14 protein-coding genes and 1 tRNA gene are annotated in these 21358 nt (G+C 73.7%); 6 read left to right on the top strand and 9 right to left on the bottom strand.

Annotated elements, in window-relative coordinates:
* Window position 1 precedes the first annotated feature (1 nt).
* The 5 genes from IT780_RS30105 to IT780_RS30085 all read right to left on the bottom strand — a co-directional run bounded on the left by IT780_RS30105 (window position 2) and on the right by IT780_RS30085 (window position 6581).
* Window positions 2-226, bottom strand: coding sequence for a hypothetical protein (locus IT780_RS30105; RefSeq protein ID WP_199515183.1), 225 nt, complete (start codon window positions 224-226; stop codon window positions 2-4).
* Between the two features lie 23 nt (window positions 227-249).
* Window positions 250-2775: a caspase family protein gene (locus IT780_RS30100; RefSeq protein WP_199515182.1), complete on the bottom strand. Its 2526-nt coding sequence runs from the start codon at window positions 2773-2775 to the stop codon at window positions 250-252.
* A gap of 20 nt (window positions 2776-2795) precedes the next feature.
* Window positions 2796-5687 (bottom strand): ATP-binding protein, encoded by a 2892-nt coding sequence (locus IT780_RS30095; RefSeq protein WP_199515181.1) that lies wholly within the window; start codon window positions 5685-5687, stop codon window positions 2796-2798.
* A 146-nt stretch (window positions 5688-5833) separates the two neighbouring features.
* Window positions 5834-6016, bottom strand: a complete 183-nt coding sequence (locus IT780_RS30090; RefSeq protein ID WP_199515180.1) for a YegP family protein — start codon at window positions 6014-6016, stop codon at window positions 5834-5836.
* Between the two features lie 489 nt (window positions 6017-6505).
* Window positions 6506-6581 (bottom strand) — tRNA-Arg (locus IT780_RS30085).
* Window positions 6582-6756: 175 nt separating this feature from the next.
* Between IT780_RS30085 and IT780_RS30080 the strand changes: the two genes are divergently transcribed.
* Window positions 6757-7344, top strand: coding sequence for a type IV toxin-antitoxin system AbiEi family antitoxin domain-containing protein (locus IT780_RS30080; RefSeq protein WP_199515179.1), 588 nt, complete (start codon window positions 6757-6759; stop codon window positions 7342-7344).
* Window positions 7345-7354: 10 nt separating this feature from the next.
* Window positions 7355-8266, top strand: a complete 912-nt coding sequence (locus IT780_RS30075; RefSeq protein WP_199515178.1) for a nucleotidyl transferase AbiEii/AbiGii toxin family protein — start codon at window positions 7355-7357, stop codon at window positions 8264-8266.
* 81 nt (window positions 8267-8347) lie between these two features.
* On the opposite strand, the gene IT780_RS30070 is transcribed toward IT780_RS30075, so the two are convergent.
* From IT780_RS30070 to IT780_RS30060, 3 genes are read right to left on the bottom strand one after another with little or no spacing between them, the layout of a single operon-like run.
* A complete protein-coding gene (locus tag IT780_RS30070) occupies window positions 8348-8926 on the bottom strand; it encodes a hypothetical protein (protein ID WP_199515177.1) in 579 nt (192 codons plus the stop codon).
* Between the two features lie 52 nt (window positions 8927-8978).
* Complete coding sequence (locus IT780_RS30065) at window positions 8979-10826, bottom strand: amino acid adenylation domain-containing protein (RefSeq protein WP_199515176.1); 1848 nt, start codon at window positions 10824-10826, stop codon at window positions 8979-8981.
* Window positions 10826-13501 carry a CHAT domain-containing protein gene (locus tag IT780_RS30060; protein WP_199515175.1) on the bottom strand — a complete coding sequence of 892 codons (2676 nt, stop codon included), beginning with the start codon at window positions 13499-13501 and terminating at the stop codon, window positions 10826-10828. Before IT780_RS30060 ends, IT780_RS30065 begins: the two co-directional genes overlap by 1 nt.
* A 201-nt stretch (window positions 13502-13702) precedes the next feature.
* Between IT780_RS30060 and IT780_RS30055 the strand changes: the two genes are divergently transcribed.
* Window positions 13703-13969 (top strand): hypothetical protein, encoded by a 267-nt coding sequence (locus IT780_RS30055; RefSeq protein WP_199515174.1) that lies wholly within the window; start codon window positions 13703-13705, stop codon window positions 13967-13969.
* Here IT780_RS30055 and IT780_RS30050 read toward each other — a convergent pair.
* Window positions 13886-14992 carry a hypothetical protein gene (locus IT780_RS30050; RefSeq protein ID WP_199515173.1) on the bottom strand — a complete coding sequence of 369 codons (1107 nt, stop codon included), beginning with the start codon at window positions 14990-14992 and terminating at the stop codon, window positions 13886-13888. The two genes, IT780_RS30055 and IT780_RS30050, sit on opposite strands and share 84 nt — an antisense overlap.
* A 438-nt stretch (window positions 14993-15430) precedes the next feature.
* Here IT780_RS30050 and IT780_RS30045 point away from each other — a divergent pair, with 438 nt between their 5' ends.
* The 3 genes from IT780_RS30045 (at window position 15431) to IT780_RS43265 (ending at window position 21351) form a co-directional block, all read left to right on the top strand.
* Window positions 15431-16387, top strand: a complete 957-nt coding sequence (locus tag IT780_RS30045; protein ID WP_199515172.1) for a hypothetical protein — start codon at window positions 15431-15433, stop codon at window positions 16385-16387.
* A gap of 78 nt (window positions 16388-16465) precedes the next feature.
* The gene (locus IT780_RS30040) at window positions 16466-17971 is read left to right on the top strand and encodes a vWA domain-containing protein (RefSeq protein WP_199515171.1); all 1506 of its coding nucleotides are present in this window, start codon (window positions 16466-16468) and stop codon (window positions 17969-17971) included.
* Window positions 17968-21351, top strand: coding sequence for a CHAT domain-containing protein (locus tag IT780_RS43265; protein WP_199515170.1), 3384 nt, complete (start codon window positions 17968-17970; stop codon window positions 21349-21351). Before IT780_RS30040 ends, IT780_RS43265 begins: the two co-directional genes overlap by 4 nt.
* Window positions 21352-21358 lie beyond the last annotated feature (7 nt).

The following is a 21358-nucleotide window of genomic DNA, read 5'->3' as shown; positions in this document are numbered from 1 at the left end:
ATCAGGACATCTCGCTCGGGCGGGGTCCCTGGTCGAGGTCGAGGACGACGCTGGAGGCGGTCGCCCCGTTGAGGAACACGGTGACCGCCCGGCCCGAGGCGTCGGCGAGCGGCAGCTCCACCGTCGTGCGGTTGAGCATCGCGTCCCGGACCTGCCGGGCGACGTCCTCGGCGTCCGCGTCGGCGATCTGCCACTCCTGCTGTCCGATGATGAGCTTCTTGGCCATGTCGTTTACTCCTTTGTGATGGGTCAGCCGACCGCGTCGACCGAGTACGTGAACGAGAAGTCCTGCGGGTGGCGCTCGTGCCGCCCGATGCCGAACTGCTCCTGGGCGAGCAGGGAGGTGCGGTAGAGCCCGATGCTCGGCCCGACCACTCCGGTCAGCAGCTCGTACGCGGTGTTCACCAGCACCGCACCGGCACCGAGCACGGCGACCGCGGCGGCGGCGTGCGGCGCGGTCATCGCGAGCCCGGCGATCTCCGCGCCCGCCGCCTGCAGCGCCGGGCTGTTCAGCCGCTCCTCGAGCAGCGCACTGAGCGCGAGGCTCCCGCTGGTGTCCCGGGACACCCAGACGGCGATGTCGAGGAAATCGACCGCCGGGCCGTGGTAGATCAGCACGTCGTCCATCGGCAGCCGCTCGCCGTCGTGCACGTTGCTGAACCGCATCGTCTCGGCCCGGTACACCGGCTGACCGCCGGGGCCGCCGGTGAGCACCACCGCGTCCACGCGGATGTCCGCGCTGCCCAGGGCGCGGTTGCGGTGCACGATCAGCTCGGCGATCCGTACCGCGAGGCGGCCAGGCAGCTCACCGCGCGGTGACAGCAGCCGGACCGGTTCCGGAGGCCGGTCGTCGACCAGGAACGTCGCCTTCTCCGCCTCCGGCGGGGCGGTCGGGCTCACCGTGAAGTCGACGGCCCGGACGACGTAGCGAACGCTCTTGCCGGGCGGGCCGCCGATCTCCCGGGTCGCGCCGGTGGCGATCTGGGCGATCAGGCCGGCCAGACCGGGTGCGGCCCCGAGGCGGTCGGCGTCGCCGCGGACGCCCTGCTGCTGCAGCACGCTCACGTCCACCGGCGCGTCGCTGATCAGCACCAGCACGGTCTCCGGCCGGGCCAGCGCCGCGTCTGTGCCCTCCGGCCAGGTCACGTCGACCCCGGCCAGCCGCTGCAGATCCTCGTCCCAGCCGTACGTGTACGTGGCACCGGGCGCGAGCCGGACACCGCCGGGGTCGGCCGCGGTCAGCACGGCGATGCGCGCGGAGACCCCGATGTCCACGAGCGAGACGTACGCCGTTTCCCCGCCGTCGTTCCGCAGCCGGAAGTACACGCGCTCGTCGGCGTACGCGTAAAGCAGTGCCCCGCTTGCCGGAAGCGGCTCCTCCCGGCCGTCGCGCACCCGCCCCCATTCGACGTGCACACCGTGGTCCAGTGGATGGTCCGGGTCGCCGCTCAGCCGGCGCAGCGCCGCGGCCTGGGCGACCCGCTGCAGGTTGGCCGCGATCGCGCTGACCCCCACCGGATTCGGCGGGTACGGCGCGTGCAGCGGCCCCGTGCCGTCCCGGACCACCAGCCCGCCGTCACCCTCGACGGTCACCGCCACCGGGACGTGCGTCTCGGTCTCCGGGTCGGCCGGCCGGACCAGGGGACGCAGAGCCAGCGCGTTGACCAGCTCCGCCGTCACAGGATGCCCTTCCGGCAGCCGCACGGGCAGCGCCGGCGCCGCGGCCTTGGTGCGGTACGCCCGGGCGTCGGCGGGCACGTCCGAGCCGGCCGGGCCGATCCGCAGCGGGGCGGAGGCGGCGGTCGGCAGCAGCCGGTCGACCGTCGCGGTCCCGAGCGCCGGTCCGTCCTGCGGGCCGATCGCATCGGCCGGCATGATGGTGAACTCGTCGCCCACCGCGACGCCGAGCAGCGGCGCACCGAGCAGCTGCACCCGGTCCGGCGTGGTCACCGCGACCGGCAGTGCGCCGAGCGGGTCGAGGTCGACGGTCTCGAACGGCTGCCGGGTGGACGGCCCCTCCGCCTCCGGCCGCTGGCCGTACGCGAGGGCCTGCACGTCGCGGCGGACCGCGTCGAGCAGCGTGGCCCAGCTGAGCCTCAGCCCGGCGGTGTCCCGCAGAGCCCGGGCCAGGGCGTCGGTCAGCAGCCCCATCCGGACGCCGTCCCGGTTGGCGCCCTCCCACGCCGACTGCGACGGCGAGCAGGCGACCACGCGGACCGCGTACGGGTTGCTGATCAGGTGCCTCCGCTCCACCTGCAGGCCGGCCGCCTTCAGCCTGGCGACATGCCGCTCGACGCTCTCGTACGTCGACCCGTCGCGTTCCCGGAGCAGCGACTTCACCCGCAGCTCCGTCTGCCGGGACAGGTGAGCGGCGTGGCAGCAGTCGAGCACCACGGTGACGTTGCGGGCGACCGCGGTCAGCCGGGCCAGCAGCACGGACAGCTCGACACCGGTGATGCCGTGGAAGTCGTCGGCGTCCGCGTAGTCGTCGGGCACGATGAACTGCAGGTCCGGCCCGATGGCCGCCGCGCCGCCCGGTGCCCGGAGCCGGCCGCCGTGTCCGCTGTAGTAGATGACGAACGCGTCGTCGGGGGCGGCGTCGGCGATCAGTTTCTCGTAGCCGTCGAGGATCGCGGCCCGGGTGGCGTCCGGCGTCACCAGCCGCTCCACCCGGAAACCGCGCGGCTCCAGCGCCCCGGCCATCGCCTCGACGTCGTTGAGCACGCCGCCCAGGCCGCCGGTCTCGGCGCCGATCAGAAGAGCTTTTCGCGTCATGCGGTTCTCTGACGGACGGTTCAGGCCGCGGTGTAGAACCCTTCCCGCCGGGCGAGGGCGACCGCTTCCACAGCGTTGCGCACGCCGAGCCTCCGGAACACCCGGCCGATCTGCGTCTCCACGGTCCGCCGGCTCCGGCCACGCATCTGTGCGATGCGCGCGGCGTCGTGCCCCTCGTAGAGATAGCCCAGGATTTCCCACTCGGTCGGCGTCAGGCCGTACGGCAACGGTGGCGCAGCTTCCGCGAGGTTCATGCCGACCCGCGCGGCGAACCGTTCGATCCGCCTGGCCAGCGGGACAGCGCCCAGCGCCTTCGCCGCCCGGTGCGCCTCCCGGGCGGCCCGCTTCGCCCGGTCGCGGTCACGGCCTGCCACCTCGGCCTCCCGCCACCGGGCGTACGCCGCCGGATAGGCGCGGTCCAGCTCGGTCCAGCCGGCGGCGACCTGCGACCACACCTCCGCCGTGCCGGCGCGCCGGCTCCGCTTCCGTTCCGCGGCGCACAGCGACAGGAGCTGCTGTTCCTCGGCGGTCAGCTCCCGGCGCCGGACCGCCCCGGCCACCAGGGCGAGCTCGTCACCGGCCGCCGGGTCGCCCCGGTCGGCCGCACACCGCATGCCGACCGCGCACAACCGCAACAGCTCCAGCGTGTTCTCGCCGTCGCGCACCACCGCCAGCCCGCGCGCCACCTCGGCGGCCGCCCCGGCCAGGTCCCCCTCACCGAGCGCCAGCTCGGCCCGGACCGTGTGCAACGGGCCGAGGAACCGGGGATCCTCGCCATGCTCCACGTCCGCGATCGAGGCGAGCAGCTCGCGAGCGCCCTCGAAGTCACCCCTCGCCACCCTCACCTCGGCGAGCGTCAGCCGCGGGTACAGGCTCTCCTGCGGGGGCCGGTCCAGCGACACCTCGGTGATGATCCGGTCGGCCTCGTCCCACTCGCCGAGCAGCACGAGCGCGGCGCTCGCGTTGTTGGCCAGCACAGTGCCCTGCCGGGTGTACGCGAGATCGAACTGCCGCGCGACCTCCAGCCCTTCCGTGGTGACGGTCGCCGCCTCCCGCAAGCGGCCGGCGTTCTCCAGCACCAGACCCAGATTTCCGTACGCCCGGAACCGGTCCTCGAGATGGTTGACCGACCGGGCGATCTCCAGCGCCTGACGCAGCCGCTCCACGCCCCGGTCGGCGTCGCCGAGCATGCCGAGCGCCAGCCCGGAGACGTTCAACGCGCGTCCCTGCTCGGCGACGGCGTCCACGTCGAGGGCCATGGCCAGCGCGGCGTCCGCCTTCTGCCGGCCCTCGGCGTACCGTCCGGCCTGCAGATCGCCCAGCGCGAGGGCGGCGGACACCCGGGCCTTCACCGCGGACGGCGGACGGTCGCCGAGCAGCGCGGCCGCCCGCCGGTACGCCGCCAGCGACTCCGCCCGCCGGCCCGCCTCCCACAGGTAGGAGCCGAGCCGCTCGTGCAACTCCCCCAGCCGGTCGGGATCGGCGTCGCCGGCCTCCGCGACGGCCCGCCGGATGTGCTCGACCGCCGGCTCGACGTGCCCCGCCCACCGCGCCGCATCCGCCGCCGCTGCCAGCAGCTCGACCCGGGACATGCCCGCGCGCGACTCGGCCTGCGGCACCCTGGGCCACAGCTCCACCGCCCGCTGGAACTGCACCTCCGCCGACGGGAACGCCAGCGTGCGTACGGCGGCCCGGCCGGCCTGAACCGCCGCGCCGAGCGCCTCCGGCCAGCTCCCCGCCAGATACCAGTGGCTGGCCAGCTCGGCGGCAGCGGAACCCTCGCCCAGCCCTTCGACCAGCCCCAGGCCCGGGTCGGCGGTCAGCGCCCGGGCCATGGCCAGGTGCAGATCGACGCGGGTGTCGCGGACGGTGCTCTGATAGACCGCCTCCCGCAGCAGGGCGTGCTGGAAGCGGTACACGTCCTGGTCGTCACCGGCGTACAGCATCTGCCGGTCGAAGCACTCCTGCAGCGCCTCGTTGAGCTGCTCCCCGGGCAGCCCGCTGACCGTACGCAGCAGACGCCGGCTCATCGCCCGGCCGGCGACCGCCGCGACCCGCAGCACCTGACCGGACACCGGCTTCAGCGTGTGCAACCGGGCCAGGATGATCGTCATCAGGTCGGCCGACAACCGCACGCTGTCCGGCTCGGCCAGGGCGCCCGCGGCCATCAACTGCTCGGCGAAGAACGGGTTCCCGCTCGACCACTCGAAGCAGCGCCGCACCAGCCGCGGATCGACCCGGCCGGCGCTGTCCGCACTCACCAGCTCCCGCACCTCGTCGAGGCTGAACCGGCCCAGCTCGATGCGCTCGGTGCGGCGCAGGAAAGCCGGGCTGCCCAGCAGCTGCCACAGCAGCGGAGCGTCCCGCTCGATCCCGACCGAACGGTAGCTGCCCACCAGCAACAACCGGCGACCCTCCGGACGGGCCTGGCCCAGATGCCGCACCAGGTCGAGAGTGGACGGATCGGCCCAGTGCAGATCCTCCAGCACCAGCACGACCGGCGCATCACCGCCGATGTGGTCGAGCATCCGCCGCACGGCGAGGAAGACCTGCTGCTGCGAGCCCATCGGGTCGCCGCCCAGGTCGAAGAACTTCGTCAGGATTCCGTACGCCGGCCCGCCGAGCGCCGCGGCCCGATCGGGTCCGTAGTCCCGGACGAAGCCCTCGATCGCGTCCAGGATCGGCCCGTACGGCATCGGCGCGCCGAAATGCTCCTCGGCCGCACCGGCCAGCACGTGAGAACCGGCCGCGCCCGCCTCGGCGACGAACGCCGCCAGAAGGCGGCTCTTGCCGATGCCCGCCTCACCCGCAACCAGGGCGGTACGGGCACTCCCGGCCCGCACGTCGTCGAGCTGGGCGGCGAGCCGGGCCACCTCACCCCTGCGGCCGATCAAGGCTGTCTCGTGAGGCACGCCTCCCCCTCCGGTGCGCCCTCGTCAGCTTCCCCGGTTCGTCGTACCGGGTCAGCTGACGCTAGGGTCCGCCGGCGACGGAAGGCATCGCCGAGGTGGTCCACATCGGATGGAAGATCGGCCTAATCCGAACGGGCGGACGGCCGTCAGTCCGCGACGGTCTCGTCATCGATCGAGGCGCCGCCCGCGTTCTTCTGGATCGACGCGATCGTGTCCATCGCGGAAGCCTTACGCTGGTACGACTCGCTCGTCGCCACCACCTGGCCGTTGCTGGCCACCAGGTTGAACCGGAACTGCCCGTTGCTGGTCTTCTTGACCACGAACTTCATGATCACCACCTCCTGGCCGCCCAGGTACCCGCGGACGCCACCCCGCCAAACCGCCGTCACCCAGGCGGTTCACGAGACCGACGCACACCCCGACGGGTCGCCCAGGAAGCGAGAAATCGGACCTACCCTGTGATGATGACCGAGCGGGACGTCCTGACCCTGGAGAGGTTGTCGAGCGGGCTCTACGTCGAATACCTCGACGCGACGACCGCCGACCCGGACCTCCTGGTCGTAGGCCTCGGCTACCCGGCTCCCTGCTACGACCGCCTGTGGCACGGACACCCCGGAACGATCGACGACCCCACCCCGCAGCACGTACAGGTCATCTGGGCCCGACTCGAGGACACGGTCGCCAGCTTCGCCCTCGGCTTCAGCTGCGACGACCAGGGGCGGTACAGCCTGGGTATCATCTCCGCGACGGAGTATGCACCCGGCGGCTGCGCGTGCTGGCCGGCCGCCCGCCGACGGACTGAGAACGCTGCAGTTGCGTGGTGCCCCCGGCAGGAATCGAACCTGCGACCTGCGGTTTAGGAAACCGTTGCTCTATCCCCTGAGCTACGAGGGCCTACGGCCCACATCGTACCTACCAGGTGGTTTCCCGGAGTGCCCGGGCGTCCCATCGATGCCCAGCGACGCCATCTGGCCGACCGGCAGACGTTCCACCGCTGGCCAGAGCGCGTTCGGAGCACCTGCGGATAGATAACTTGTCATTCGCTGTCCACAAGTCTAGGATTTTATCCATGGCAGGGCTGGCAGGTCTCCCGTCGACCTTCACGACGGGGCAGGCGCGTGCCGCGGGTCTGCACCCACGCGATCTGTACGCAGCCCGAGAGGGTGGCGGGCTCATCGAGTTGTCGCGCGGGGTGTTTCGTCGCGCGGATGCGCCGGCGGCAGCACACCCGGATCTGCTGGCAGTCTCGCTGCGGGCTCCGCGGGCGGTGGTGTGTCTGCTGTCGGCGGCGGCGGTGCACGACCTGACGGATGAGATCCCGATGGCGGTGCAGATTGCCGTACCGCGCCGGACCTGGCCGCCGAAGCTCGACCATCCGCCGGTTGAGGTGTTCGTCTGGGACCCGGCGACCTTCGAGCTGGGGTTGGACTCCGTCGAGGTCGCGCCGGGAGAGCGGGCGAGGATCTACTCGCCGGGCCGGACCGCCGTCGACCTGATGCGCATGCGGAACAAGCTCGGCGAGTCGGTCGCGCACATCGCCCTGCGCCGTTACCTGGGCCGGCGTGACGCTCGGATCGCCGAACTCTTCGCGTACGCGAAGGCATTGGATGTGCTCGGGCCGGTCCGGGCCGTGGTTGACGTCTTGGCCGCGTCATGAAAGGGATGTCGTGACCCGCCCTACCCGCGCCGACGCAGGTGGCCGTGCATATCTGGACCTGCAAAATCTGGCCCGCAGGCAAGGCCGTCAGACCCAGACGCTGATGGTGGTCTACGTTCTCGAGCGGTTCCTCGCCCGCCTCGAGGTCAGCGGGTACTCGGACCGGTTCGTCCTCAAAGGCGGAATGCTGTTGGCCGCCTGGGACGCCCGCCGCGCCACTGTCGACGCTGACTTCCTCGTACGCAACCTGAATCTCGACGAGGACGCGGTCCTTCGGCGGGTCGTCGAGATCGCCGCATTGCCCGCGCCGGTCGAAGACGGGGTGGAGTTTCGTCCCGACACCGTTACGGCGAGCAGCATCCGCGACGGGGACCTTTACGGTGGGTTTCGGATCGCTATGGATGCGACCGTCGCCGGCGCTGTTGTGAAGCTGCGCCTGGACATCAGCACAGGGGACCCGATTGCCCCGCCACCGACCGTCGTCGACTACCCAACCCTGCTCAACGAGCACCCGAACCTGAGCATCCTGGGGTACCCGTTACCGGTCGTCCTGGCGGAGAAGCTCTGCACCGCCGTCGAGCTCGGTGCCGGCAACACCCGGGTCCGCGACTATGCCGACATCTGGACGCTCACCCGTGGCCACGACATCACCGCGGCAGATCTGCTCATTGCCCTGGCCGCGACGTCAGAGCACCGCGATGTCGCCCTTCGGCCGCTCACTGAGGTCATCGGCGACTACGGCCGTATCCGCGCCGGCGCCTACACCGCCTATCGACGCCGCCTTGGACCAGACGCCGCCAAGTTGCCCGAGACCTTCGCGCGGGTCGTCGACGACGTCATGGCCTTCGCGGACCCGGCACTGGCGTCTCACGTCGCGAGTCGAGCTGTCTGGGCTTCCCGGAGCGCGCGCTGGAACAGGTGAGTGCTCCATTCGTCGTACCGAGGACGGCTGGGCAGGGCGTTACCCGAGGTCGCGCAGCCGATACGTCCGCTCTCGCGGGCGTCAGGCGGCGCCTGTCAGTGGGGGTGGGGGCATGACCACCCGGTCGTACGCGAGCTTGTTGAACATCACGTACCAGTAGTCCGGGGCGGGGATGACCAGCCCTGTCCGCGGCATGCCCGCCATCTCCAGGTCGACCATCTTGCCGTCGCAGTCCGACATGCGGATGTCGGAGAACCAGAGGTCGTGCCACGTGGTGGTGGTTTGCATGCTCCAGCGGCGGTTTGTCAGGTAGACCGTGCCCGTGTCGACGTGGCGCCATTGGCCGGCGGCGTCGCGGGTTGCTTTGGCTCTGCGGGCCGCGTTGCCGACCGCGTTGGAGGTCAGGTTGACCGCGCTGTAGACGGCGCCGAAGACGCCTCCGCCGAGCATCCAGCCGCCGGAGCGTTTGACGTACGCGCCGTCGCCTTCGAGGAATTGGTAGACGTTCATCGGGATCGCGCCGACGCAGAGTTCGCCGGGTTGGAGGGCGAGTTTGACGGGGACGGGCTGAGGTGTCACGCCGTTCTGGAAGGCGAGTGCGAGTTCCCGGCCGGCGCGGCGCGAGTCGTCGATCATCTGCTGTTCGGACTTGCGGGCCATGGCGACCTCCTGACGGTGCTGTCGGTCCGATGCCGGTATCTGACGGACAGAGTCAGCAGTCGCGGAAGACGAGGGCGCCCCAGTACGCCTCGTCGACCAGCTCACGGCGGGCGAGTGTGGGCGCGTACTCGTCCGGGAGGCGGGCGGGTCTCGGGCGGCGCGGGTCGCGCATCCAGTCGCGGACGTGGGCGACGGCCGCCGCCGGGTCGAGGCGGTCGCCGGCGAGCGCCTGGTGCAGCATGAACAGCATCAGCGCCGCGATCCGGGACGGTACGACGCGTTTCCACGTCACGACGCCGCGGAAGCCGGCCGCGAGCAGCGCGTCGCCGAGGGCGGTGAGGCCCACGCCGGTGGGTGGCAGCACGGCGAGCCCGCCCGCGGTCCGGGCCGTACGGATCCGGTCGGGCGTCAGCTCGGTGCCCTCCGCAAGCTTCAGGGCGCCCGCCGGGGTCACCGCGCAGCTCAGCTGGAGCAGGGGCGTGTGCAGGGCGGCCACGACCGTCTGCGGGCGGGCCGGGGTGGCCTCGGCGGGACCCGCGCCGAGCAGGCGGGCTGCCGGGTAGAACGCCCGGAGCACCAGGACGGCGTCGGATGAGGCCGCCGGCCGGTCCCCGCGGGGGTTGGCGACGAACACCGTACCCATCCAGGGGTCGTCGTTGATCGAGGGCTGCCGCGACCGGGAATGGCCGGCGGGCCGGGCGCGGTCCAGCAGCGCCGCCAGGCGGTTCAGGACCGGGACGGCTTCGGCGGTCGTGGCGCGCAGCGTATGGTCGGCGCGTGCCAGCGCCGCTCCGGCGAGTTCGAAGTCGCCGCCCGGCTCCAGCGCCCAGCCGTCGGCGTCGAGCCGTCCGCGCAGGTACAGCGCGACCGCGAGCATCAGCTGATCGGTGTCGTCGCCGCCGGTCCCGGCGGTTGTCACCACCGCCAGCGCCACCATGTCGTCGATGGCGTCCACCGCCAGGTCCCGGCCGTCGGGGCCCAGCGCGGCGGCGAGCGCGGCGAACACGTCGCGGTCCGCCGCCACCAGCACGTGCAACTCCCGGCGCAGAGCCGCCTGGTCCGGCACGATCGGGTCCGGCTGAGCAGTCGGCGCCGGGGGCGGCTCCGAGGGCGCCGGCGCGTCCACGACGGCCACCGGCCGGTCCAGCGGGTCCAGCCGGCTCATCGCGTCGGCGTCGAACAACGACCGCATCGCCGGGAACGCCCCGCCGCGGCCACTCCGGGAATTCTGCAGGCGCTGCAGGTCCTGCAGTGCCTGCATCGCCTGGATCATCCCGCCGATGTTGAACCCGGCCGCGCCGCCGGGGACGCTCGCCATCGCGTCCCGGAAGGCCTCGGCCACGGCGAGCGACGCCTTCACGGCCTCGACGGCTTCCGCGCCCGCGCTGGGCCGGGCCAGGATCGTCCGGAACAGCTCGGCCGCCCGCTCGGCGTCCGCCAGCGCCTGCGGCGGCAGGCCCGGCCCGATCAGCATCGCCGCGATCTGCGGTGACTGCAGGACCCGGGTCGCCCGGGCGAGGTAGAGCTGACCCAGCGCGATCCGCGACATGTCCTGGATCACCGGCGAGAGCTGAGGGAAGGCCAGCGCCTCCTCGAGCAGCGCGACGCCGGCGTCGCGGTCGGGTTCCGGGCCGGCGTGGGCGAGGAAGCGTACGCCGTGCAGCCACCCCAGCTGGCTCGCCACTTGACCGCGCCAGGCGTCGTCGGATGCGAAGTAGCCGTACGCCTCGCCGATCGCCGCGATCGCCTCGTTGAGGTACGGCAGCCCGGCCGGCTGTCCCGGCCCCTGCCGCCAGTACACGTCGGCGAGTTTCTGCCCGAGCTCGAGCAACGTCCGGGTCCGGGCCGGCCCGGTGAGCCGGGCCAGCTTCGCACGGTGGGCGTCCAGGGAATCCGTCATCACTGTCCCCCGTGGACGAAGCCGGCCCAGCCGACGACCGCGGCCGGGTCGGTGCGGTCGAGCTGGTCGCGGAGCTGCTGAGGCATGTCCGGCGGGACCTGCCGCTGGGGGTCGAGCATCCACAGCTGCGCGCGCCGCAGCGCGTCCCAGACCGGCCGGGACCCGGCCATCCGGTAGCGGTGGAACATGTACATGAGCACCGACGTGGCGGCGTCCGGGATCTTCCACTGCGTGAAGAGCACCGACCGTACGCCGGCAGCCAGGAACGCCGTCCCCAGGCTGTACGCCTCGTCGTAGCCGTTGACGGACAGGCCGGTGCTGCACGCGGCCAGCACCACCAGCCCGACCGCGCGATCCTCGGCACCGCCCAGCAGACCGACCAGCTCGTCCACGGTGAGCCGTTGCCCGCCGGCCAGCAGCAGGTACGACGTGGCCGAGCCGGGGTCGGTCTGGATCAGCGCGTGACAGGCGAGGTGCAGCGTCGAGCCGGCCGCCGGGGACGTCGCGGTGAGCCAGGACCGCACCTGCCGGACGGCGGCCGGCCCGGACGGGCTGACCGAGCCGTCCGGGCGACGGCCGACGTACCGGGCGCCGAGGTAGAACTGGCGGTGGATCGCGTACGCCTCGGCCCGCGCGGCCGGCAGGTCGAGCCCGGACGAGCCGGTGTCCGGGTCGCCGACCACCAGCCCGAGCGGGGACGGCGCGACCGGTGCGAGCGCGGCCGACCGGCACAGCATCCGCGCCGAGGCGACCTGCGAGATGGCGATGAACTGGACCGCGTACGCGCCGTCGCGACGCCGGGCCGCCTGCCACGGGATGCGCGCCAGCTCACCCATCGGCACCAGCACGATGCGGTGCGGGCGCCGCGAGGCGGGCACCGGCACCCGGGTGAGGTACCGCTCGATGATCGGCCCGATGGCTGCCCGCCACGCCCAGTCGCAGAGCGCGTCCAGGCTGCCGGCCAGCGCGTGGCCGGCCACCTGGGGGGACAGGTCGCGGCTGGAGACCCCGCCGGACTCCACGAGGTCACGTCCGGCGGCCGCCGCGAGGTACGCGTCGAGGTCGGCGGCGCCGGTGGCGTGCAGGTTGGGCAGCGCCATGTAGCTCAGTCCTCCGCCGGCCGCGGCGATCACCGCGTACCCGGCCAGCTGCGCGTCCCCCGCCACCAGGTAGATCAGCGCGTCGGCGTCGATGCGCAGCAGCGCGGCGCTGATCTCCGCCGGGCTGGGCGGGTCGAGCAGGTGGTCCTCGCCGTACGCCACCCGCAGCACCTCCCGGCGCAGGTCGTCCGGGGGAGGTGTGCGATCGCGCGAGGCGACCGCCGCCCGCCAGCGCGCCGCGAGGTCGTGCCGGCCGGCGTCCTCGAGGCGGGCGCCCACGTCGTGCGCCTCGGTCGCCGCGAACAACGCCAGCCCGCGGCCCGCGTCCAGCGCCTGCAGCGCGCCGGCCACGTCGTGCGCGGCGAGGCACCTCCGGGCGATGCCGACGGCGTCCACGGCGGCGTCCCGGGCGGCGATGCTCGCCCCGGCCAGGTCGGGTTGTTTGAGCACCTGCCAGACGTGCGCGCGCATCCCGTCGAGGCCGCCACGGCCGGAGTCCAAGCCGAGGCGGCTGCGGACGTCGGCCAGCAGCTCGGCGATCATCGTCCACTGTGGGTGGCGCGGGCCGCCGGCGAGCCGCCGGGCGTCCACGAGGACGGTCTCCGCCTCGGCCATCGGCGCCACCGAGTTGGTCACCTCGCCCAGCCGGAACAGGGCGAGCGCGAGCCCGGTCAGGTAGAACGGGCGTTGCGCATCGGCCTCGCCGACGCCCGCGATCGCCGTACGGAACTCGTCGATCGCCCGCGTGATCTTCTCCGGGTCGACCTCGTCGGCGAGCGCCGCGATCGCGGCCGTCGCGCGGACCAGGGGCTGGTCCATGGGCCCGAAGCTGGAGCGGGACGCAAGGTCGGCGATCACGTCGGGGTTCAATTCCCCCGGGCTGTTGATGAACATTCCCGACATGGCCAGCGCGTTCTCGGCCGTGGCCCGCATGGGGTGGTCCGGCGGAAGGGCCTCGGCGGCGGCGCGGATCTTGCGGAGCGACTCGGCGACGTCGGCGCCGGAGCGCTGGGCCGCCATCATCTCCCCCATGGCCGCGGCCACGTCGGACACTTCCGCCGCACTTTCGGCGCCGGCCGAGACCGCGCTCTCGCCGATGGTGCGCAGGCGCTGCGCCAGCCGGGTCATCGCCGCCGCGTCGTCCTCGGCGGCTGCCCGGGCGTACTCGACGCTGAGTCGTGCCGACGCGAACATCGGCTTCATCGAGGGCGCGTCGGCGGCGTCGGCAGCCAGCCGGTCGATCTCCGCGAGCGCCGCATCGGCGTCCGGCAGCCGGTGCTCAGCGGCCGCGAAGGCCAGCGCCATGGCCCGGCCGGCCGCGCGCCACCGGCGCCACCGGGCCGTCCGCGGCGAGTCGGCGTCAGCGAGGACGAGCAGGCCGTCGAGCGCGCGCAGGCGGTCCGGACGCGTCATCGGTTCCCGGCGGATCACCGCCTCGACCAGCTCGGCGGCGAACTCGCCACGCCGGGCGCCGTGCCCGGGCAGCCGGTGCACCGCGGCGATCGCCGCGTCCAGGTCGCCGTCGCCGGTCAGGGCCGCCGTGATCCGGCCGGCCAGGTCCTGGGCCCCGTCCATGCGTACGCGCTCCCTCCGCCGTCCTCCGCTCTCCCTGACGGACAGCGGCCGTGGCGGGCCGGGCCGGTGCCGCCCGTCCGCCAGACCCCGGTGTCGGCCGACCCGGCCGGCGGGAGGAGGCCACCGAAAGATGACGACCTGTCCGATCCGGCCACCGAGCGGGGCGGCGGTATCCAAAAACGCTCTGACCAGGCACAATCGATGGGTGATCAGCCAGCCGGTCCAGCAGCGATGCTGATGGACCTCACGCCCGAGCAGCGCGACCGCCTCCAGCGCCTCCTGGAGGAGGAGCTGCGCGCGGCGTACCGCTCGGCGCTGGAGCGGGGTGCCCGCCCGGCCGATCTCAAGGAGCTGCTGGCGGATCGGCGCGAGGCGCTGGACGGCCTACTGCTCGAGCTCGCGGACGATGGGGAGCACCCGGTCGACGATGCCGGCGACGGCCGCGGGGTCGGTGAGCAGGGCGGATAGCCGGTCGTCCGAGGCGGGTCCGACGCCCGGCGCACGGTCCAGGGACTCGGCGCCGGTGCCGCCCAGGAACAGGCTGGTGAGCACGCGTACCACGGTCGCGGCGGGGTCGTCGTCGCGGTTCAGGCCCCGGGCGATCGCCTCCACCGCCGTCCCGGCCAGCGCGGCGATGTGGGCGTCGGCGGCGTCGTGGCCGTCGGCCGCTTGCAGCGGGCGGGGGTCGGTGACGCCGTCGCCGGGTGGCGCGGCGACCGGGGCCGGCTTGTGGCCCAGTGGACGTTCGACGTGGGCCGCGTACCAGTCGGCGCGCCGGCGCATCACGGCCAGCACCCGGTCCACGTCGGCCGCGACCACGGCCGGCGTGCTGCCCGCCTGGTCGCCCGTGACGAGCGCCCTGCGCTGCGCCCATTCGTCCAGCGGCCACACGTCGGCACCGGCGGTGGCCGGTACGCCGACCCAGGTGAGGATCTCCAGCGAGAGGGCCATCAGCCACTCGTCGTGATCGAGACCGGCGGCCAGCGTGGCGGTCATCCGCGGCCGCTGCAGCGCGCCGATCGCCCCGCGGCGCCGGCGGTGCCCGTCGACCGCGGCGCGGGGTGCCCAGTACGCCAGCCAGGCCGGCAGGTCGTCGATCGGGGTGGTGGTCGCCAGCAGGTGGTCCACGAGCGCCTCCACGTCGTCGTAGAAGGCGTCGAGGCAGGGACCGGTCAGGTGACGCAGGCCCCGCCGGCAGCCCGCATGGCCCCGCCGCCGCTCCACCTTGCGGGTGACGACGTCGAACACCACGGGGTGGCAGAGGGCGTACGCGGCCGCGTAGAACCCGCGCCGGCCGACCTCGCCCGCCTCGGCCACGGTGCCGCCGAGGGTGCCGGCCCCGGCGAGCTCGGTCAGGTGCTGCACACTGACCGTCGGGGTGGTCCGCGCGTCCCGGCGCTGGTTCGGAATCTTCGGGCCCGGCATCCGCGCGTTCGTGGAGCCGGGCCTACGCCGGCCGGCCGCGGCCGTCCGGGGCTCTGCGCTGGTCACAGAATTCCTTCCGGGTAAACACCGCCGGGGTGCGGCGGGACGGGATTGCGATGTAAGGGGCAAAAGTCCGAAGGAACCGAGTGTGCGGATGGACGCGGGCTCCTGACCAGGGCCTGAACGCACAACCGCCCGGAAGCCAGGCAACTGTGGCGAGTGCGTCCGCCGCTCGATCCTGTTCGGCTTACCCCGAACGGCTGTCAAATGCATCGACGCCGGTCCCGGCCGCCCGTGCCGGGAGCCGGGTGCGACGTCAGGACATCCTGGTGGGTGGCACCACCCGGTTCCGGCCACTCACTGGCCATGTTGCCGGCCGATCCCAGGCCACCCGCGTGGCTGTCGGGGTCCCTACATTCCGTACATCTGCGGGATCTCCGAGCGGCCCGCGTTCTTCAGTGGACAACGGAAAGAGCGGCGACGGGGGCGGGAGTCGGTACGTCGATGACGGAGGAGTTCAACCTGTACGGCGAGCTCGTACGCCTGCGCCGCGGGCGTGGCATCGAGCGGCCGGACCTCGGGGCCGACCTCGGCCCCGGGCTCCGGGCGTTGTGCGGGGTGGCCGCGTCCGATCGGGACGCGCGGGTCCGGCCCCGAGTGGCGGCGGTGCTGACCACCCTCGCCGGCGGCCTGCCCCCGGATCTGCGCGAGGCGGCCCGGGTCGCGTTCGCGCTGGACAAGGAGTACCGGTTCCGGACCCTCGAGGACCGGCTCCGCACGCTGGCGGGACGCCGCCGGTATTCCGAGCGCACGACGCGCCGGCTGATGGACCGGGCGTGCCGGATGATGGTGAAGGAGGCCGAGGCGGCCGTCCCGGGCGGCTCCGAGACCACGGCCGGGCCGGGCTGGCGCGTGACGTCGCTGGCCGCCCTGTTCCGGCTGGACAGCGCGACACCCGAGCTCTACGAGATGCGCAGGATCGTCGCCGGCCGTGACCTCGACCGGGTGACCGTACGGTTGGGACTGCCCGCGGCCGCCGACCGGGAGGCCACCGACGGCCTGGTAGTGGACGCGCTGTTCGGGGCGAGGGTCGCCAAGGTGGAGCACGCGCCCGGCCAGAACCATGTCCGCATCGTCCTCGACCTGCCGCGGGTGGTGCCGGCCGACGAGCAGCACGAGTTCTGGCTGCGCGTGGTCCTCCCCGCCGGACAGCCGATCTGGCCCCACTACGCGATCGTGCCGTTGAACCCGTGCGACTCCGGCACCGTGCGGGTCCGCTTCCCACCGGACCGGCCGCCGGCCGCGCTGTGGGCGCTGGACGAGGTGCCCTACCTCGACCTCGCCGACGAGTCCCCGGGCGCCGAGCGGATCCGGCCGGACTGCGGCGGCGACGTGGTCCGGCACTTCACCGGGCTGCGGGAAGGCTACGGCTACGGCGTCGCGTGGACGCTCGCCTCCTGATGGGACCCGCACGCCCCGGTCTGGCGGACAGGATCCGCGCGCTGTCCGTCAGAGACGGTCGACGCTAAGGAGACCGGGGTGAAGAGGAAACGGTGGGCCGCCGCTCTCGTGGCGGCCGCAATGGTGATCGTCTCGAGCGGCGGCGGGCCGGTGCGCGCGGCACCGTCCACTCCGGACGACATCTACGCGGCGCTGGGCATCGACCGGGTGGTCGGCGACTACGTCGTCATGGTGGACGTCTCCGGATCCATGAACGGGGACCGGTACGCCACGGTCAAGCGCAGCCTGACCGCGTTCTTCGCGGCGCTCGCCCCCGAGGACCAGGTGACGCTGGTGCCGTTCGCGGACCGGGCGCAGGCCCGCACGCAGCCGGCCGGGCGGGCTCCCGGGCAGCTGGTCGCGAAGCTGCCCCGGGTCGCCGACGGGCAGCACACCGACATCGGCGCGGCCATCGAGAAGACCATCGACGTGCTGGAACGGCCCGGCGCACCGGCCCTCGCCACGGTGGTGCTCCTGACGGACGGGCAGCACGAGCCGCCGGCCGGGAGCCCGTACCCGTTCACGCAGGGCTACCAGTGGAATCAGCTCGCCCGGAAAGCCAAGGAGCTGCCGCAGCCGTCGGTCACCGCGTACGCGATCCCGCTCGCGGGCCGTACCGGCGCGCCGCTGCTGAAGAAGGCGTTCCCCAGCGCCCGGGTGCTCCAGCCGGCCGCGATCGACAGGCTGACCGCCGCCCTCGAACAGCCGAAGGCCGAGGCCCGGGCCGCCAAGGCGCGGAGCCTGCTGGCCGGGGACCTGACCAAGGGCATCCAGGTCGCCTGGCCCGACGACGCCATCGGCGCCGGGCACAGCGAGGTTGCCGTGACGCTCACATCGACGACCGCACACGTCCCGCTCACCGTCGATCGGCTCGCGGTCACCAGCACCAACCCCGATCTGACCGTACGAGCACCCGCCACGCCCGTGAGCCTCGCGCCCGGCAAGTCCGCCACCGTGCCGATCTCCGTCGACTGGGACGCCGGACCGCGCCGCGCGGCTCCCCTGTCGACGGTCCGCGGCACCACGACGCTCGCCCTGACCGGGGAGGTCGGCTCGCCCTGGGCCGCCACGATGACCGGTGACCTGCGCATGACGTTCCGGCCGGCGCTGACCGGCGCCACCACCGCCCGCGACCTGTCGGCGCAACGCGGCAGCATCTGGTACTGGATCGCCGGTGGCGTCCTGCTGCTGGCCCTGCTCGCGCTCCTCCGGTCGTGGCGGGCCCGCCGGCTCGTCCCCGCCCTCACCGGCTCGCTGCGGGTACGCACCCCGGCCGGCACCGAGCACCACGTACCCCTCAGGGGCCGGAAGGTACGGCTCACCGCGGGCACGTCCGGGCTGCCGGGCGCCGGCGAGGTGAGCGCGATGCGTCCCTCACTCGGCGCCACCCGTACCGACCTGGTCATCCAGTACTCGCGCGACGGCTCGGTGGCCGGGCGCACCGTGGTGACCTGCGCACCGGGGGCCACCGTGCGGGCGGGCGGCGCCACCTTCACTTGGGAAGGAGTGCCCGCTCCACGCGGGGAGCAGGCGGTCGCTTCGTGACCCCGGAGGGCGGGGCGTCGCCGGGCGAGGCGATCGGGCGGCTCGGGATGGAGGCACTCGAGCGCTACCGGCAGTCCGGCGACGCGGTGGATCTGGACATCGTCATCGACCTGTTCGAGCAGGTGTACGTCGTGGACCCGGACGGCGATCATCCGCTCGTCTGGTGGTGGTCGCTCATCTGCGCGTACCGCGAGCGCGGACGGTTCGAGGACCTGGACGAGGCCGTCGACATGGCGAAGCAGGTGATCGCCCGCGGCGGACCGGACCACCCGATCCACGACGAGGCCGTGGCGATGCTGGCCGACCTCGGGGTGGCCCTCGTCGACGCGGGGCACCTCGACGCCGGCATCGACGCGCTGGAGCCGGCGCTCACCGGACTGCCGGCCGCCTTCGACCGCCGGTTCCGCGGCGCGCTGTCGTGCGCGCTGGCGACCGCGTACGACCGCCGCTGGCAGGAAGCCGGCGCGGCGGCGGACCTCGACGCGGCGATCGCGGGCTGGGACGCGGCCGAGGCGGACGGCTGGACGGGACCGGAGACGGCGATGGCACGCGGTTCGCTGCGCTGGGCACGGGCCGACAGCCGGGACGACGCGGACGACGCCCGGCTCGCGGTGGCCCTGCTGTCCGGGGCGGCGGCCGCGACGACCGACCCGGCCGCACGCCACGCGTCGTACCTGGCCGCCGCGGCGGCGAGCCGGGTGCTGTGGGAGATCACCGGGGAGCTCGAGCCGCTGGAGCGGGCGGCCGGGTTCGCCGACCGGGCGCTCGCCGCCGGACCGTCCGGTCCCGAGCTGCTCGAGGCCCGTTTCGAACGGCTGATGGCGGAACACTTCCTCACCGACAACGGCCGGCGTCGCGGTTCCCTCCTCGAGGAGTCCGTGGCGGCCGCCCACCAGGCGGTGCGGAACGCCCACGACGTGCCGGCCGATCACCGTGCCGTCTTCGCGCTGATGACGGCGCTCGTCAGCTTCGGCACCCTGGCCGGTGGCGGCTCTGTGGACCGGACCCGTGAGCTGGTGGCGGTGGCCGCCACCGCCAAGGATGTGTGGCCCGGCTACTGGCCGCACCTGGACATCGCGCGGGCCACGCTCGAACTGATCGACGAGCTGCTCAATCCCCGACCGGGGCAGGGCCGGGCGCTGGCGTCGCTGGCCCGGGCGGCCTCCGCCCCGGACCTCCCCGGCGACCTGGCAGCCAGGATCCACGCGATGGTACGGATGGCGACGCGCCTCCGGGCCGATCTGACGGGCAACCGGGCGTACACCGGCACGGCCCGGCGCTTGGCTGACGCTGCGCCGTTGTGGTCCCGCCAGGAGACGGGCCGCCGGATCCGCGGCGCCGGCATCGTCCCGTACGACAAAGATCTCGTCTTCGTCCTGTCCACCCTGGATCACATCGACGCCGGCGACGACGACGGGCTCCGGGCGGATCTGGCCGACGCGGCCACCGGGCTGGGCTCGGAGGCCGATCCGGGCCTGGTCGCATACCTTCAAGCGCTCCGCGCGATCATCGACCCCGCGGACGGCCCGCTGCTGAGCCTGACCGAGGCTGTCGCACCGGAAGCGGTGGTCCCGACGGGGGTCGCCGTGACGATCCAGGCGATGGCTCGCGGCGACACGGCGACCGCCCGGCTGGCCACCGAGCGCGTCGAGCGTCACGCCGCGGGACTGCCGGCCGGCGAGCGGCGCCGCACCGCCCTGGCCTTCGGCGCGGCGGGCACCCTGCGCCTCGCCCTCGCCGAGAGGGACGGACACGAACCGGACGTGGACCTCGCCCGCGCGCACCACCGGCGCGCCATCGACCTGCTGGGTGGTCCCCACGCGTCCGGCTGGTCGCGGATCACCATGAACGGCGCACGCGCCGAGCGGCTGGGTACCGCCCCCGACCGCCGGCGCAGCCGAAACCTCGGCATGGCGGCGCTGCGGGGCCACGCGTGGCAGGTGCTGGCACAGTCCGGCACCGACGACGCGGTCGCCGCGGCCCGGACCGCCGCGGCCGACGCTCGCGAGCTGGCCGGATGGTGCCTGGCGGACCGGCACGCCGACCCCACCGCGCTCGACCAGCTGATCGCGGCGCTCGACGCCGGCCGCGCCCTCGTGCTGCGCGCGAGCAGCGCCTCCCGGGCGGTCCCGGAGCTGCTTCGCGGCCGGGGTGCCGCAGGCCTCGCCACGGAGTGGGAGGCGACCGCCGGGCGGGGACGCGACATGGTCGTCATCCGCAGCGGCACCGGCCCGGTCGAGGTGCCGGACGAGCTGCGGCTGCAGGTCCTCGGCGCGCTGGGCGAGCAGGCCGTGGCAGATTTCGAGCCGATCACCGCCGCGGAGATCTCCGCCGCTCTGTCCCGGCTGGGCCGCGATGCGCTCGTGTACCTCGTCGAGGGTGCCGCGGTCATCGTCGCGGCGTCCGGAGCGGTCACGGTGCTCGACCTGCCCACCGGCGCCGTCCCTCCAGCCAGGACCGTGCCCTCCACCGGCAGCCGTGACCTGCACGGGCCCGCGGGCCACACAGCCGACGACCTTGATCGGCAATGCGCCTGGGCATGGGACGCGGTCACGGCGCCGGTGCTTCGCGCGCTTCCGGGCGGCAAGCCGAGCATCGTTCTGGTCCCTACGGGCGCCCTGGCCCGCGTTCCGTGGCATGCCGCGTACACGGAGGAGTCGGGACGGCGGCGGTACGCGATAGAGCGGGCGGTCTTCTCGTACGCGCCGTCCGCCCGCTCGCTCTGTGCCGTGGCGGGCGACCCGCCGGCAGCCGTCGCCTCGGCGCTCATCGTCGGCAATCCCACGGGCGACCTGCCCCACGCGGGGGACGAAGCCGCCACCATTCACCGCGCCTTCTATCCGGCCGGCACGTACCTGGGGCCCGGCGGCGGTACCCCGCAGGCCGTGCTCGAGTGGATCGGCAAGCGCCCGGCCGGAGCGGCGATGCTGCACTTCGCGTGTCACGGCACGGCCGACCCCGATCACCCCGCCGACGCGGCGCTCGTGCTGGCCGGCGGGCGGCTGGACGTCCGTACGCTGCTCGACCGCTCCCGATCGGCCGCGCTCCGGGTCGACCAGGTGTTCCTCGCGGCCTGCGCCTCCGGTGCCGCCGGCCCGGACGACGACGAGGCGCTGAGCCTGACCACGTCGTTCCTCGCCGCGGGCGCCCGGACCGTGTTCGGGGCGCTGTGGCCGATCCCCGACGCCGAGACGTCGCTGCTCATGATCATGGTCCACCACTACCTGCGCCGGGAAGGCTGTACGCCCGCGGAGGCGCTCAACCGCGCCCAGCTCGGCATGGCCGACCCGGGCGCCCGTCCGGTGGACCTGCCGCTCGACCGCCGCGCGGACGCCGCCGGCCTCGCGTCCTGGGCGGGCTTCGTCCACACCGGCCGGTAAGGGGAAC

Source organism: Nucisporomicrobium flavum (genome assembly GCF_016464385.1).
Lineage (GTDB): Bacteria > Actinomycetota > Actinomycetes > Mycobacteriales > Micromonosporaceae > Actinoplanes > Actinoplanes flavus_A.
The sequence above is the reverse complement of the archived record's forward strand: the minus strand, read 5'-3'. Positions and strand labels throughout refer to the sequence as shown.